This is a genomic window from Blastocatellia bacterium (assembly GCA_025054955.1).
Classification (GTDB): domain Bacteria; phylum Acidobacteriota; class Blastocatellia; order HR10; family J050; genus JANWZE01.
The window spans coordinates 80,604-95,563 of record JANWZE010000086.1 but is presented as its reverse complement, the minus strand read 5'-3'; the positions used below and the strand labels follow the sequence as shown (position 1 = coordinate 95,563).

Annotated in this window: 10 protein-coding genes and 1 pseudogene; 4 read left to right on the top strand and 7 right to left on the bottom strand. The window is 55.6% G+C overall.

What is annotated here, in order from left to right; translation table 11 throughout:
- Positions 1-236 precede the first annotated feature (236 nt).
- The 4 genes and pseudogenes from NZ823_11565 to NZ823_11550 form a co-directional block, all read right to left on the bottom strand.
- Positions 237-1,385, bottom strand: a complete 1,149-nt coding sequence (locus NZ823_11565; GenBank protein ID MCS6805763.1) for a hypothetical protein — start codon at positions 1,383-1,385, stop codon at positions 237-239.
- Between the two features lie 206 nt (positions 1,386-1,591).
- Positions 1,592-2,482 (bottom strand): 50S ribosomal protein L11 methyltransferase, encoded by an 891-nt coding sequence (gene prmA, locus NZ823_11560; protein ID MCS6805762.1) that lies wholly within the window; start codon positions 2,480-2,482, stop codon positions 1,592-1,594.
- An 18-nt stretch (positions 2,483-2,500) separates the two neighbouring features.
- On the bottom strand, positions 2,501-2,779 hold the full coding sequence (locus NZ823_11555) for a hypothetical protein (GenBank protein ID MCS6805761.1): 279 nt from the start codon (positions 2,777-2,779) through the stop codon (positions 2,501-2,503).
- A gap of 388 nt (positions 2,780-3,167) precedes the next feature.
- Positions 3,168-4,688, bottom strand: a pseudogene (locus tag NZ823_11550) (amino acid permease).
- Positions 4,689-4,934: 246 nt separating this feature from the next.
- Between NZ823_11550 and NZ823_11545 the strand changes: the two are divergent.
- Positions 4,935-5,408, top strand: a complete 474-nt coding sequence (locus NZ823_11545) for a hypothetical protein (protein ID MCS6805760.1) — start codon at positions 4,935-4,937, stop codon at positions 5,406-5,408.
- A gap of 1 nt (position 5,409) precedes the next feature.
- Positions 5,410-7,227: an APC family permease gene (locus NZ823_11540; GenBank protein ID MCS6805759.1), complete on the top strand. Its 1,818-nt coding sequence runs from the start codon at positions 5,410-5,412 to the stop codon at positions 7,225-7,227.
- A 281-nt stretch (positions 7,228-7,508) separates the two neighbouring features.
- Here NZ823_11540 and NZ823_11535 read toward each other — a convergent pair whose 3' ends face one another.
- Together NZ823_11535 and NZ823_11530 are read right to left on the bottom strand one after the other, a co-directional pair.
- Positions 7,509-7,772 carry a hypothetical protein gene (locus NZ823_11535; GenBank protein MCS6805758.1) on the bottom strand — a complete coding sequence of 88 codons (264 nt, stop codon included), beginning with the start codon at positions 7,770-7,772 and terminating at the stop codon, positions 7,509-7,511.
- 127 nt (positions 7,773-7,899) lie between these two features.
- Positions 7,900-8,613 carry a hypothetical protein gene (locus tag NZ823_11530; protein MCS6805757.1) on the bottom strand — a complete coding sequence of 238 codons (714 nt, stop codon included), beginning with the start codon at positions 8,611-8,613 and terminating at the stop codon, positions 7,900-7,902.
- 523 nt (positions 8,614-9,136) lie between these two features.
- Between NZ823_11530 and NZ823_11525 the strand changes: the two genes are divergently transcribed.
- Positions 9,137-10,405, top strand: coding sequence for a cation:proton antiporter (locus NZ823_11525; protein MCS6805756.1), 1,269 nt, complete (start codon positions 9,137-9,139; stop codon positions 10,403-10,405).
- Between the two features lie 363 nt (positions 10,406-10,768).
- A complete protein-coding gene (locus NZ823_11520) occupies positions 10,769-12,784 on the top strand; it encodes a cation:proton antiporter (protein ID MCS6805755.1) in 2,016 nt (671 codons plus the stop codon).
- 106 nt (positions 12,785-12,890) lie between these two features.
- On the opposite strand, the gene NZ823_11515 is transcribed toward NZ823_11520, so the two are convergent.
- The gene (locus NZ823_11515; protein MCS6805754.1) at positions 12,891-14,870 is read right to left on the bottom strand and encodes a hypothetical protein; all 1,980 of its coding nucleotides are present in this window, start codon (positions 14,868-14,870) and stop codon (positions 12,891-12,893) included.
- Positions 14,871-14,960: the final 90 nt, after the last annotated feature.

Genomic DNA, 14,960 nt, shown 5'->3' with positions numbered 1-14,960 from the left:
GGCGCCCCCCTGATGAGCGTTGCGATGCCGTCCCGTTTGTCAATCGCTACGAGCAAACTCAAGGAAGACGGGGCGAGCGGTTGAGTGCCTAATTGCTGGCGGTTTCATTTAAGGGGCACATGATCGCCCCTGGGTGGTCACCGACAAACGTCAATGGGCTGCGGAAAACGACCACAAGCCTCGGTCAAGGTGTCCTAGCTAGCCTTCGCGGCCCAGAAATTTTCGACTGCCCCCTCTCACAAAATCAGTAGCGCCAGCGGCACAAAGAATACGATGAGCAAGAAAAGCGCCAGCCGTTGCGTGCTCTCCGTGAAGTAATCAGTCCACCGTTCGATCATGTTCTCGAATTTGGAGAACCCAAATATCAAGATGGCCAGCGAGACCAGACTGATGCTGATGATCTCGGTCATGACCACGTGCACAGCGCCATTGTTTTGCAAGACTAAGGCAGCCAACAGCGTGTCAGAAAACGTGGAGATATTCGCTCCCATGACATAAGGAACCAGACGGCTGGCCTGGATGTAGCCCTTCGCGTACAAAGGCACAAGCAATCCGCAAGAGACCGTTACTGACGGCGAGATGAGCGTGATGGCAAATCCCAGCAGAAACATGGTGAACGGGCTGTGTAGTAAGTCCACAAATTTTTGATGGTCAATCTCCTGTTTCCGCCAATCAGGGAGCGCCTTGTCTACTATTTTGAAGCTCAGCATGAGCAGTCCTAAACCTATCAGGAAGATCAGCCCAGGACCAACATTCAATCCCGCGAGCGCGACACGACCGACTGCATCAATGACCGGCTTGACCAGTGGTTTCAAAAAATCGTCTAGGCCCTTGGCGAACATAATGGGTAGCCCGAATTCAAAGCGTCCCACCTGAAGCAAGACCAACCCCAGCAGCAACGAACCCAACGCCACCCAGAACGTCGCCCAGTAGGCCAGCACGCCCATCGCTAGGCTTTTCTTTGAATGCGTGCCCTCCCAATAGTAGAGCAAGCCGAAGAAAACGGTGACAAAAATCGCCCCGAACCGTGTGCCCACCACCATCGTGAAAGTTTGCACTTCGTTGAGCGCGCCGGAATCGAGGAATGTTAATGCCGTCGCCGCGACCGGTGAACCACTCAACATCAAATATGAGGCGATCCACCCCAATCCGAGAGTGTGAATCGGATTCTGACGAATGAGCAATTCTTTGAGCAAAAAGCTAAGACTGCGCGCTCCGCCGCGGGTGAATTCCAGCGCAACGATAAACAAAACCAGCGATGCTGCAATCATCACAGCCGATTTCCAGTTGAAGACGGCTCTGACCACCTGCTGGCTGCCAGAAATGGCTCGCACAGCACTACTGGGCCTCGCAGCAACAGCCTGTTCTTGCTTGATCTCTTCCATGCTCCTACCACGTGGGTCACGTGCCTGGCCTGACCCGTTATGCTTCAGCGCCGGCGCTCTACTTCCCGTTTCTAAACGTCAACACCACACCGAGCTATAAACTTATCTTGAAAACGCTCACCAACCTCCCAACAAACAATACAAAGCGCGGCAGATTATATGACAATCAGCGAAGGGTTCGCTAGAGGCAAAGAAACATCCTTCGATCAACGGCCATGGGCATCAAACGGTCGGGTCACCAAAGCGATCCATTCATCTAAACGACATCGCTGGGCAAAACCGATGCCAGCCCGCGCCAAGCGGCAACAAACAGCCTTTTCCTGCTCCACGAGAATTCCTGAAAGAATCAGCCGCCCACCAGCAGCCAGCAGACCGATCAACTCCACGGCCAGCTCTTCGATCACCTCAGCCGTCAAATTAGCTACGATCAAATCAAAGCGACGTCCCCGCACAGTTTCAATGCTTCCGGTTTGCAACTGGATTTTCCCGTCAAGCTGGTTGCGAATCAGGTTGGCGCGCGCCACTTCAATAGCCAGCGGATCAGTGTCAATGCCAACCACACAGGCGTCAGGGTAGAGCTTGGCGGCCGCCATCGCCAGAATACCCGTTCCCGTGCCGACATCCAGAAACCGTCCACCGCGCCAGTATCTTTCAATGGCAATGAGACACAGTTGGGTCGTTTGATGCGTACCCGTGCCGAAGGCCATTCCAGGATCAATCTCAATGACGATGCGACCATGCGCTTCAGCATTGGCTTCCCAGGAGGGCACGATGAGCAGACGTTGACCAACAACAGTCGCGTGATACCCTTTTTTCCAAGACTCCAACCAGTCTTGTTCGGCAACTTCGTGCTGGGTGAGCGCGATCAGTGAATCCACCGATGCTTCAGACTGAGAGAGCGCGCACCTCAGTCCGGCTTGGATGCGATGAACATTCTGCTGAGCGGTGAAATAAGCGGACAGATGAAGAACACCGCCGTGTGCTTCCGATGAGATGCCGATGGTCCCGGCTTCCCACAACCATGCCGAGACAACTTCCTCAACCTCAGGTAGGATGGTGAGCCGCAGCGCCCACCAGCTTTGACGCCGCTGATCCATCACGCAACGGAAGCTTGCTCAACGACGTCGTTTCCGGCTCTTGACTTTGGCCGGCTGCACGGGCACGGGCGCGTCAGCTTCGGCTTGTTCTTGTTCAATCAATGGCGCGGACCGCCGCTTGATGCCAATGTCAAACGCAACGGCTATCAGCAAAGCGACCAAGATACCAGTGGCAAAAACATAGAGACCAAGCAATCCTCCCTTGCCCGCCTGAACGAGAAAATAAGTAATCACACCCATACCGGCAATGACACCCATGCCGGTCCAGCTAAATCGTTGTACTTGTCGTTCTGCCATTCTTGTTAAACCTCACCTATGGAACTCACTGACCGATGCCCAGCAAAGACGGCACCACGCGGCCCAGGTAGATCACGGTCGCGACGCACAACACGCTAGCCAGCGCGATGCTGATGGTTGTCTTGCCGCTCATCTGCGGAACGGCTCGTCGCGCTCTCAGGCCTCGTTTAATCACCATTGGACAAAGCATGAGTCCGTTCAGCGCCATGGGTATCACGATAAACACAACATCCAACGCCGTCACCGGCTGATTCATCCCAGCCGCTTTCCACACTTCATAGCCGTGGATGTACATCAGCACCAGCATGCTCGCCAGCGCCAACCATGCCCCGACAAACGATGAGTGAGCGTCATGGGCATCGGGATTATCACTTTGCTCACGCCCGCCCAGCCGGCTGTGAACGATGCCATAGGCTCCATAAATGACAAAGCCCAGAACTAGCCAGCCAATCAATCGCTCCCAGGTGTGGAACGGCAGACCGATCATCTGGGCAAGGCAAATCAATATGCCCAGGATCGGCGTCAATGGAACCAACGGTACCTTAAACGGTCGCTCGACATCTGGATTGGTGTAACGCAACACCCACACGCCGGCGCATACCAGCACAAAGGCTAACAATGTCCCAATACTGACCAGCTCACCAACGACCGAGATCGGTGCCATGCCTGCTGCCAAAGCAACGGCTACACCGGTGAACATTGTCGTCATGTAGGGCGTCTTGAATTTTGGATGGACTTTGGCGAATGCCGATGGCAACAAACCGTCACGCGACATCGTCCAGAAGATGCGCGGCTGCCCTAACAGCATCACCAAAATCACCGAACTGAGGCCGGCTATGGCGCCAATTTTCACAATTGGCGCTAGCCACTTCATGCCAGTCGCATCAATGCCGACAGCCACCGGATCAGGGACCAACAGTTGCGGGTAATGCACGATGCCCGTCAAGACGCCGGCGACCAAAATGTAAATGACCGTGCAGATGAACAGGCTGCCCATAATGCCAATTGGCATGTCACGCTGAGGATTACGCGCTTCTTGCGCCGCCGTGGAGACCGCATCAAATCCAATGTAGGCGAAGAAGATGACGCCCGCGCCACGCAAGATGCCGCTCAATCCATACTTTCCAAACTCCCCTTGGTTCTCCGGGATAAACGGTGTCCAGTTTTGGTTCCACAACTCGACATTGCGGAACAAATAAGCCAGACCCGCCACTACAAATAAACCAAGCACGGCCACTTTGGTGATGACGATGATGTTATTGACATTGGCCGATTCCTTGATCCCCACAACCAGCAGTGCGCTGACCGCGATGACAATCAGAGCCGCCGGCACGTTGAATATGGCCGTCACCTGCGGCAGCGTCGCCGGATCCAGGCCGCGTTGCATGAGGCTCGTTGTCAACTCAGCGGTCAACGTCGTCCAGCCTTGATTGGGCACTTCGATCAGCGTCGTGCCCGTCGCCGCGGTAAACTGCGGCGGAATGTAAATGCCGAAATCTTTTAAGAAACTGACCACGTAGCCCGACCAGCCGATGGCCACCGTTGCTGCGCCGAACGAGTACTCCAGAATCAAGTCCCAGCCGATGATCCAGGCCAAAAACTCTCCCATCGTGGCGTATGAATAGGTGTAGGCGCTGCCGGCAATGGGAATCATCGAAGCCATCTCTGCGTAGCAGAGACCAGCAAAGGCGCACCCAATCCCTGCCAGGACAAATGAGAGCACGATACCGGGGCCGGCATATTGCGCCGCCGCATTACCAGTCAACACAAAAATGCCGGCGCCGATGATCGCTCCGACACCTAATGAGGTCAGATTGAGCGCCCCCAGCGCCCGCTTCAGCCCGTGTTCCGTGTCCTCAGCTTCGGCGCGCAGGGCAGCGATTGATTTTTTTGCCAAGATTGTATTCATCCCGAATGACCTCCCTGAGAAGTTGGAAAGACAGGATCAAATATAGCTCCCACGTATCATAACCCACGCTTGCGGGTCTATCCGCCTGCTGCGTGTGAAACTCCCCTCAGGCTTGTTCACATTTTGGAACGGGCATTATGGTGACGCCCGGCCTGAGTGTCAAGAGTGGCAACTGCTGCCGCGCGGCTTGAGTTTTGCTCAGCGCGCATGTATGTTAAATGTGCCATGTTGGAGGCATATTGAAATATGGACAACACGGTTGCGGCTCGAGCCGACTTGTCTCAATTTCCAATCGGTTCCAAATGGCGTGTCCGGTTGGAGTCCTCGCCCCCAGCGACGGCTTCTGCCTATCAGTGCTACGACGGACTGGTTGGCGAAGTCGTCGGGTATAACGAAGAGCTTCCCGGCATCATCAGTGTAGAGTCCATTGTCTATCCGATTCGACTCAGGTTCCATGAGCCGGGCTTGCCAGCCAGCGAGCAGTCATTCGCTCCGTTTCAACTGGAACCTGTCTGGCGAAAAGAAGTGCGAGATTACGTGATGGAACGGCAGGCTGCCCACCAGCGTCACGAGTTGACCGAACCCTACCACCGTGTTATTGAACGGATCGCTCAGAACTATGATGTAGACGTCGAGGTCGTTCAATCCTATTTCTTCCAAGAATTCGAGAAGACGCCGGAGTACCAAATCCTCCGACGTCAAGGTGAGGTGCACGGCTGATATGGCCATGGCGCTGCGGCGATTCTTTCTAGGTCGCCCGTTGGCCACCGCTCACGTTGTTCATGAACGGTTGACCAAGGTCAAAGCGTTGGCCGTCTTCTCCTCAGACGCGCTCTCATCGGTCGCCTACGCCACCGAAGAGATTTTGCTGGTCCTGGTACTGGCCGGCACAGCCGCGCTTCATCTATCTATTCCAATTGCCATCGCCATTGGCCTGCTGCTGCTGATCCTGACAATCTGCTATTGGCAGACCGTCCACGCATATCCGATGGGCGGAGGAGCCTATATCGTCGCCAAGCACAATCTGGGCACATACCCCAGCTTGGTCGCCGGCGCCGCGCTGTTGACCGATTACATCTTGACAGTAGCCGTCAGCATCGCCTCCGGTGTTGCGGCCATCACCTCGGCGTTTCCCTCGCTTTACCCACACCGAGTCGCACTGGCCGTCGCTCTCATTGCGATGATTACATTGGCCAATCTGCGTGGCATCCGAGAATCGAGCAACATCTTTGCGCTTCCTACTTATTTGTTCATCATCGGTATGTTCGGGCTGATTGCAACAGGACTGATCAAATACACGCTATACGGACTTGGGCCAGCGCCAGTCGCTGACCCGCCTGTGGCCACACATGCGCTGACAACATTTTTAGTCCTACGGGCGTTCGCCTCTGGCTGCACGGCGTTGACTGGGCTGGAAGCTATTGCTGATGGCGTGCCCGCCTTCCAAAAACCTGAATCACGCAATGCCGGCGTGACCTTGTTGTGGATGGCGCTGATCCTGATGACCATGTTCATCGGTATCACCACGCTGTCACATCTGTATGGCATCGTCCCACAGCATGGCCAAACCGTCGTCTCGCAACTGGCGCGCCATGTGTTGGGCAGCGGCCCGTTGTATTACTACGTCCAGGCAGCCACGGCGATGATCCTTGTGCTGGCTGCTAACACCAGTTATGCCGATTTCCCGCGTCTGGCCTCGTTCATCGCACGGGACCGCTTCTTGCCACGACAACTGGTCAATCTGGGCGACCGACTGGTTTTTTCCAACGGCATCATCGCGCTCGGTGTGCTGGCCAGCCTGCTGATCATCGCCTTCGATGGTGACACCCATGCGTTAATCCCATTGTATGCTGTGGGCGTATTCCTTTCGTTCACGTTGTCACAATCGGGGATGGTCATGCACTGGCGCAAAGAACGCAGCGCGGGCTGGGCGCATCGAGCCGCTATCAATGGACTGGGAGCATTTATGTCCTTTGTGGTGCTCGGCGTGTTCGCCACCGTCAAGTTCACGCAGGGCGCTTGGATTGTGATCATCTTAATTCCGCTGCTAGTGCTCCATTTCCGCTCGATTCACCGACACTATGAATTTGTTAATGCGCGATTGACACTGGGCGGGTTCGAGAGACCTACGCATATCCGCCATGTTGTTATTGTGCCAGTTTCTGATATTCATCGAGGCGTTGTGTTGGCGCTGACGTATGCCAAGACGATTTCTTCTGATGTGCGGGCTGTCTACGTGGATTTGAATATCGAACTGGCCCGCGCTCTGCGCGAACGGTGGAAACAATGGCACGCTGACATCCCGTTGGTGGTGCTGGAATCGCCCTACCGATCCATCATCCAACCGCTGCTCGATTATATTGATGCGGTGAAGCGTGATGAGCAATTGGACATGGTGACGGTGCTTTTGCCGGAATATGTCACGCCGCACTGGTGGCAAACGCTGCTGCACAATCAAACAGCGCTCCTCATCAAGGGCGCTTTGTTATTCAAGAAAGGGGTGATCGTGATCAGCGTGCCGTACCACCTGGAAGAATGAGGGTACGTCAGCGGTCACGTGCTGCTGACACGACGCAGCCGGGCCCCTGCGACGGAGCCTTCACTCACAAGCGATGCACAGTCATACCAATCGTGGAGAAAAAGACCGCGTTTTTGTAGGGGCATCCCTGTGTGGAGGCCCGCTGACGTGTGGCGTTTTGTGTTGCGGCGACGCGCGTCTGCAGGAGCCTCCCCATGTGGACGCTCGCTGACTGCGAGCAGTGGCGGCGGTAGCCGCCCACACGAGGGTAGCCAGATGTTGCACGTCTGGAGCTGTCGCCCTCAATCCCTCGCGCTCTGAAGGAGCGCCATCCGTTCCCTCATCAGCTCGTTCATGCCCTCCAACCGCTGGCCACACACGCGCCGTTCTGGCGCTTCTGCAACGCGCCAATGTTGCTTGCGCGACTGCTCCAGACGTTGCACGTCTGGCAACGTTGTCACGAACTGCTTGCGCGGCTTAGCAAAAACGAGCGTAGTATGAGCAATCCCAAATGCCATCAGGAAATCGGAGACTTCTGCTCGGGTCGTTCCGCTGCTGCTTGCCATGTCGCTTCATCAAACATGGGCCTTCCTCCGGACTATTGGTGTTACCATGGCGACGTAAAAGGTCGCCAACAGGTGGAATCTGCGACAGGGCTTTCGTGCCCAAGCGATGCACGGCGCGGAGCGTACCTTACCGAGTGGCTCGTGCCGCCGTGATGTGGAGCACCACCATTTTGAAATCTTGTATGTCCATGCCTTGGCCGCCGATCTCAAACCGATACCGACTCCCAATGAATGGTTCGACCTCGAAGAAATAAGGGCCGTTCTGTTTCACTTCGCGAATGTCAGCCATCCGCCATTGCCGCGAGTGGCCGATATTGTCGGTTGACTCGTAGGTGATGCGTTCATTGGTAATGGTAATCGTACCGCTACAACTGCCAAAAAGCGTGTGCTTATGTTTTGCCTCATAGTTCAACGTATGAGCTGGAGTTGTGGTCGGAGAAGGGGTCATCGCTGGCGTCTCAGCGGTCGGCCTCTGACCGGCAACAGGGGTGGGCAGCGGCGAAGCAGGCGCGCTTGACCAATTCATCACCGAGCCGACTTCCACTTCCTGCAAGCGAAAACTCAGAGTAGATCGTTCACCTGTGCGGTCGCGCACGGGCTGGCGCGTTTCGAGCGTGATCACGCCGCCTTCAGCGATCATGTGGCGAATATCGGATTTTGCAATGGCAAACGAAGCGTCGGGTTTCTCCGCATCTACGAATATAAGGTAATCCCCGACCAGCAGGATGTGGCCTGATGTTACACCAAATGGAATTGAAAGCTCCGCCCGATGAACTTTCATCGGCGTCTGCGCCAAAGTAACCCCTCCCAAACAAAACAAAAATACAATGATTGATAACATCCCAGCTCTCATCGTCCCCTCCATAAATCCAAATTTTGGAGGCGCGATTGTATCATGCCACAGTAGACCATTCAATCACCGCTGAGGCAATCACCAACGCTTTCTCAGCGAATGGCAACGAACTAGAAAAGCAAACTGCCCGAAGATGAAAGTACGCACAGATTAACTGGATTAACAGAACGGAATCAATTGTCTATAAATCTGTGCTCGCTTTTCATCATTTGAGATGTGCTGTTGCATAGGGGCGATTCCCCACTGACTAGATTCCTGAGCTCACCACTGCCTTTGCTGTTTTGCTTGAGATCGGTATGCTAAGATTTGTGCCTTTGGACTGAGCGGTCGCCATGCGGCCATATAACCGAGGCACGGGCATGGCATGAAAGTGTCCAAAGCAAGCGCGATCAGCTCCGCGCACCTGATCGCATGCCAGAGTACAGGCATGTCATGAAAATGTGCAAAGCAAGCGCGATCAGCGCCGCGCATCTGATCGCGTGTGAAGATTACGTGGTGGGAGGATAGCCAATTGAACAATCTTGTCTCTATGCAGAGTCAGTTAGGTCTGTGGTGGTCTGCGCCGAATCATTCAACCGAGGTTCTGTTTGGCTTGTTTATCATGTTTACGTCGGCCAAGCTCATGGCCGAAATCTTTGAGCGCCTCAGACAACCGGCCGTTGTTGGTGAAATTCTCGCTGGCATTCTGATTGGCCCAAGTGTGTTCAAACTGGTCTCGCCGACGGAGATTACGACCTTCCTGGCTGAACTCGGTGTCATCTTTTTGTTGTTCACCGTCGGATTGGAGACACGACCGAGCGATCTGTTCCGCGTCGGCAAGACGGCGACAGTTGTGGCTGTGCTCGGCGTCATCGTGCCATTTCTGCTCGGCTATGGGCTGGTCGAGCTCACGGGTAGCAGGCTCATGGGGAGTCACACGCGCACTGAATCCATTTTTATCGGCGCTGCGATGGTGGCTACGAGCGTGGGCATTACAGCTCGTGTCCTTGGTGACATGGGGTTGATTAACGCTCAAACGAGTCGCGTGATACTCGGCGCTGCGGTTATTGACGACGTGCTCGGCTTATTGATTCTGGCCATTGTCAGCGGCCTGGCCAAAGGCACCATCAACTACGCAGAGCTGGCTACAACAGCCGGGCTGGCCATCGGATTCACCATATTTCTTATGGTCGTCGGCTCGCGTCTGGTCAACCGGCTGGCGCCGCGCGTTGAGCAGTTGCGCGTGAGACAATCTTATTATGCCTTCGCATTGATCCTGTGCTTAGGAATTGCCGACGCTGCCGCTTATATCGGCGTGGCCGCCATTATTGGCGCTTTCCTGGCAGGCGTCATGCTGGCCGAACGTGCCCACCAGACTAAGCTGGTTCATCAATCTGAGGCGCTGATGGAATTTCTCGTTCCGTTTTTCCTGGTCAACATCGGCATGCAGTTGCGCCTGGACGCATTTCTCAATGCCGGCGTTCTCATCATGGCGGTGCTGGTCACACTGCTGGCCGTCATAGGCAAACTGGTTGGCTGCGGCGCTGGAGCGATCACGCTGGGATGGCGCCGGGCGACGCAGGTCGGTCTTGGCATGGTTCCGCGTGGTGAAGTTGGTATCGTCGTGGCTCAGATCGGACTGGGTCTGGGAACAATCTCGCCAGCGATGTACGGCGTCGTTCTGTTCATGGCGGTCGTGACGACACTGCTTGCGCCCCCGTTGCTACGCCTGTCGTTTCGGGGCGAAGCGATACCCTATCATGAGGGCCCTTATCGGGGGCAGACAGTCGAGATTCAGTGATTGCATGATGAAGCCCGGCTATGGGCATGTCTTCGCAGTAGCAGCCGTCCGACAGATGAACAAACATGCGGAACAACGCAATGCCGCGACAACCAACTGAGTCAGCTTGCTCAGCGCGCTGATTCTGCGAGCGGTTCATCGCCAAAGCGCGTGAGAGCACGAAGGCCGCTTGGCCACATCGCATCGAGCGCAGTGGTGAAGGTGATTCATCGCCAAAGCGCATGAGAGCGCGAGGGTCGCAGTTGTCTGGCTCGGCCGAGGCCCGTGTCGCGGCTCGAATTGAGTTGAGACTTCAAGATCGCTGATGCCGGCGCTGCGGCTCGAAGTGGATCGAGATTTCAATGTCAAGGAACGAGCAAGTTGATGACGATACCACTGTTGAATGACATTCTCATCATCTTTGCCATATCCATTGTCGTGCTGTTTGTGTGTCACCGGCTGCACCTGTCGCCGATTGTCGGTTTTCTCTTGACGGGATTGTTGGCCGGCCCACACGGCCTCGGCTTGATTCAAGCTGTTCACGATGTCGAGGTGCTGGCAGAAGTGGGCATGGTCTTTCTGTTGTTCAGTGTCGGCATCGAATTTTCGATCAAGTACCTGATGCAGATTAAGCGGGCGGCGCTGCTCGGCGGCAGCATACAGGTGATCCTGACCGTTGTGGCGACCGCTTTGATTGCTCGCCAGTTCGGTCAACCGGTGGGGCAGTCCATCTTCATCGGTTTTCTGGTGGCGCTCAGTAGCACGGTGATCACCTTGAAACTTTTGCAGGAACGCGCTGAGATGGACACGCCACAGGGGCGGACCGGTCTGGCCATGCTGATTTTTCAGGACGTCATCACCGTGCCGATGATCCTGTTCACGCCGCTGCTGGCCGGCGACGTGCAAGAGATTGGCCAACCTTTGCTACTCCTGCTCGTCAAAGGAGTCGGCGTCATTGGCATGGTCGTGTTGGCCGCTAAATGGCTGATGCCCTGGTTGCTCTATCAGATTGCGCAAACGCGCAGTCGTGAGGTTTTTCTGCTAGGCATCATTCTGATCTGTTTAGCGGTCGCCTGGCTGACATCAAAGATTGGCCTCTCGCTGGCGCTCGGCGCGTTTTTTGCCGGGCTGATCATCTCCGAATCTGCTTATGGCAACCAGGCGCTCAGCAGTGTGCTGCCGTTCCGTGACGTGTTCGTTAGTTTCTTCTTTGTCTCGGTCGGCATGCTGCTTGATATCCAATTTGTCGTGCAGCACCCCGGTCTGATTTTGGCGACGGCTGTCAGCGTCTTTGTTTTGAAAGCGAGCCTGGCCAGCTTGGCAACAGCCTTGCTGGGATTCCCGCTGCGCACGGCGCTATTGACAGGTTTGATGTTGGCGCAGATTGGCGAGTTCTCGTTTGTGCTGGCCAAAATTGGCATCGGTTATCGTCTCTTGGAAGCAACTTCCTATCAACTCTTCCTCGCCGTTTCGGTGCTGACGATGGCTGTCTCGCCGCTGGTCATGGCCATGGCGCCTCGCTTGGTCACAGCAGTGTTACGATGGCCGTGGCCGGAACGGCTCAGATCGGGGCTATTCCCTGCGCTCCCGCAAGGCGCCGACGCGATGACAAAAGTCAACTACGATCACTTGATTATCGTTGGATTCGGGCTCAACGGCAGAAACGTGGCGCGTGCAGCCGATGCCTCCGGTATTCCGTACCTCATCATTGAGATCAATCCCGAGACCGTTCGCAAAGAACAGGCTAAAGGACAACCGATCTTCTATGGCGATGCTGTGCAGCAGGCTGTCCTAGAACATGCCGGCATTAGGACAGCGCGGGTCTTGGTCGTGGCCATTTCTGATCCTGCGGCGACGCGCCGGATCATTGAACTGGCGCGGAGCCTCAATCCGAACCTCTACATCATTGCGCGAACTCGCTTCCTTCAAGAGATGAAACCGCTGCTGGAACTGGGAGCCAGCGAAGTCATCCCGGAAGAATTTGAAACCTCGATAGAAATTTTCACCCGCGTGTTAGCAAAATACTTGGTCCCCAAAGATGACATTGAGCGATTTATCGCTGAGGTGCGCGCCGATGGCTACCAGATGCTGCGCCGTCCAATGCTGGAGACAGCTTCGATCAACGATGTGAGGCCGTACCTGACCGATGTGCAAATCAGCACGCTGCGGCTGGATGAACGCTCGGCGATGGTCGGCCAGACGCTGGGCCAACTAGCCCTGAGAAAGAAATACGGCGTGACCGTCGTCGCGATTCGTCGTCAGGGGGTCATCCTCGCAAATCCTGATGCTGAGGCGCGGCTGGAGGCCAACGATCAGTTGATCGTCTTGGGCAACCCGGAAAATATCGCCACCGTCACCGCCCTGACGCAACCGCCAGACCATGTGAGCCAACCGACATGAACGCAACCAACGTCACCCGGAACTTCGCCAGCGTCTGGTGAGACTCGTGCCGGCGTGAGCCAACCGGCATGAATGCAACCAAGGTCGCGGCCTTTCTGCGCTGCTCTCACTCGCTCATCAAAAAGATCAACGGACGAACGTCTTCCTCCGGGGTTGATTCCCAGTAACGAAGCAAAATCGTATAAACCATCAGCCCAACTTCGCCTTCGCCAAGGAACAAGTACTTCAAGGCTTGCACCGTCAGATTCTGGCGAGCTAAGCCGAGGAACAACGTCTTTGGGTCAATCAATTCGCTCAGATAAGCAATCGTGTTGGCAATCGCCACAGCGCCGTAGACCTCGATCACATAATTGTCGCGTTCGGAACGCACGCGAACGCGCAATCGAGCGAGGAATTCGCTGCGATCATCAACCAAATTGACATGGATGAATGCCAGCGGGCCTTCAATCGAATAATACTTGCGAATCTCGCGCTCTTTGCGCACCCGCGCCGCCTCATTGGACGTGCGCAATGGGACCAGGTTGACCGTCTTGCCTTTCAACAACGGCCACAATCGCAACGATTCTTCATCCATCAACTTGATGTCAAACACGCGCAGCTCGGTCGAGCGGCGATACCGGCTCAAGCCGCTTAAAAACACAATGGCCACGATGAAGCAACTGCCGATAATCACACCATCGGGGCGGGCAATCACGTTATCCACAAGCGCAAAGGCGAACACGGCTGAAACGATCCAGAAATAGGCCTCCCACCAGAACAGTCGGCGAGCTTGCTTGCGATCCGGTTCGTCTCGCCGCTCGCTTGCGAAGGCCAGCGACACAGCCACAGCCGCCGACAAGATCAAAACCAACACGCCGGTCGCATACGCGCCGCCCTGCGCTTCAACATCGGCGTTGAACACGAGCGTGACGATGACATCCACGACAAAGAGCAAGATCACCAGTGGCCGCGCATAAGCGACCCATTGCGGCGCCATGCCAAACCGCGGCAGATAGCGCGGGATCAAATTCAACAGCGCAGCCATCGCCGACGCGCCGGCAAACCAGAGAATCAAGATCGTGGAAAAATCGTAGATCGAGCCGAACGTCGCCCCCAGATAGCGATGCGCTAGGTAAGCAATGGCGCGGCCCGATGCCGGCCCGCCTTCGGCGTAATCTTCCGGCGGAATCAGCAAAGCGGTGACGAAACTGGACGTCAACAACATGAAACTCATGATCAGCGCAGCGGCCAGCAACAAGCGTTGGGTAGCGCGGATACGACCCCGGGGATAACATTCGCCAATGTCTTGAACGCCTCCAGAGATGAGCGGCATCACGGTGACGCCGGTCTCAAATCCACTCAGTCCCAAAGCCAATCGCGGAAAGATAATGACTGAGCTAACCAGCAACATCGTCCAATCACCCTTGAGCGCCAGGCTGGCTTGCCATTGGGGAAACACTTCGGGATGGTGAAACACTTCAATCAGGCAGCGAATCACCACGATCAGATTCAATAGGATGTACGGCACGGCGACCGCTGTGGCCAGTCCGATCGCTTCGCGAAATCCTTTCAAAAAGACGAGCGCCAGTAAGGCCAGAAGCACGATGGTGGTGCTCAGTTGCGCGTGGCCTAAGTAGGGTTGCAAGTAAGGATTTTCGATGGCATGCAGCGCAGCATCAGCAGCCGATAAGGTCATGGTGATGACGAAATCAGTGGCCGCGAATCCCAACAACACCAACACAAACAATTTGCCGCGCCAGCCCGGCAACAGATTTTCCAACATGGCAATCGAGCCTTGCCCGGCATAAGACCGGCGGGCTACTTGCGCATAAGTCGGATAGGCGCCAAACAGCGTCACCAGAAGCAGAATCGCCGTGGCCAGCGGAGACAAAGCGCCCGCCGCTAACAGCGCAATGCCAGGCTGGTAACCAAGCGTGGAAAAATAATCCACGCCGGTGAGCCACAACACTTTGTACCAGGGATGCGTTTGTTCGTGACGCCGTTCTTCAGCCTGCTCATCCAGTCGAAATAACCAGCGGCCCCAACGAGAAGCCGGCGCAGCCTGCGACGCGCTTGGAACGCCGGTCAGCGTGTGTTCCTTTTTCATCGTCCCCCCTCAAAAAAGCCGCTCACAATCCGCGAGAAATAACTTTTTCATTGCTCGTGGCGTGCTGTTGCTCGTGTGCCAGTGCATGCT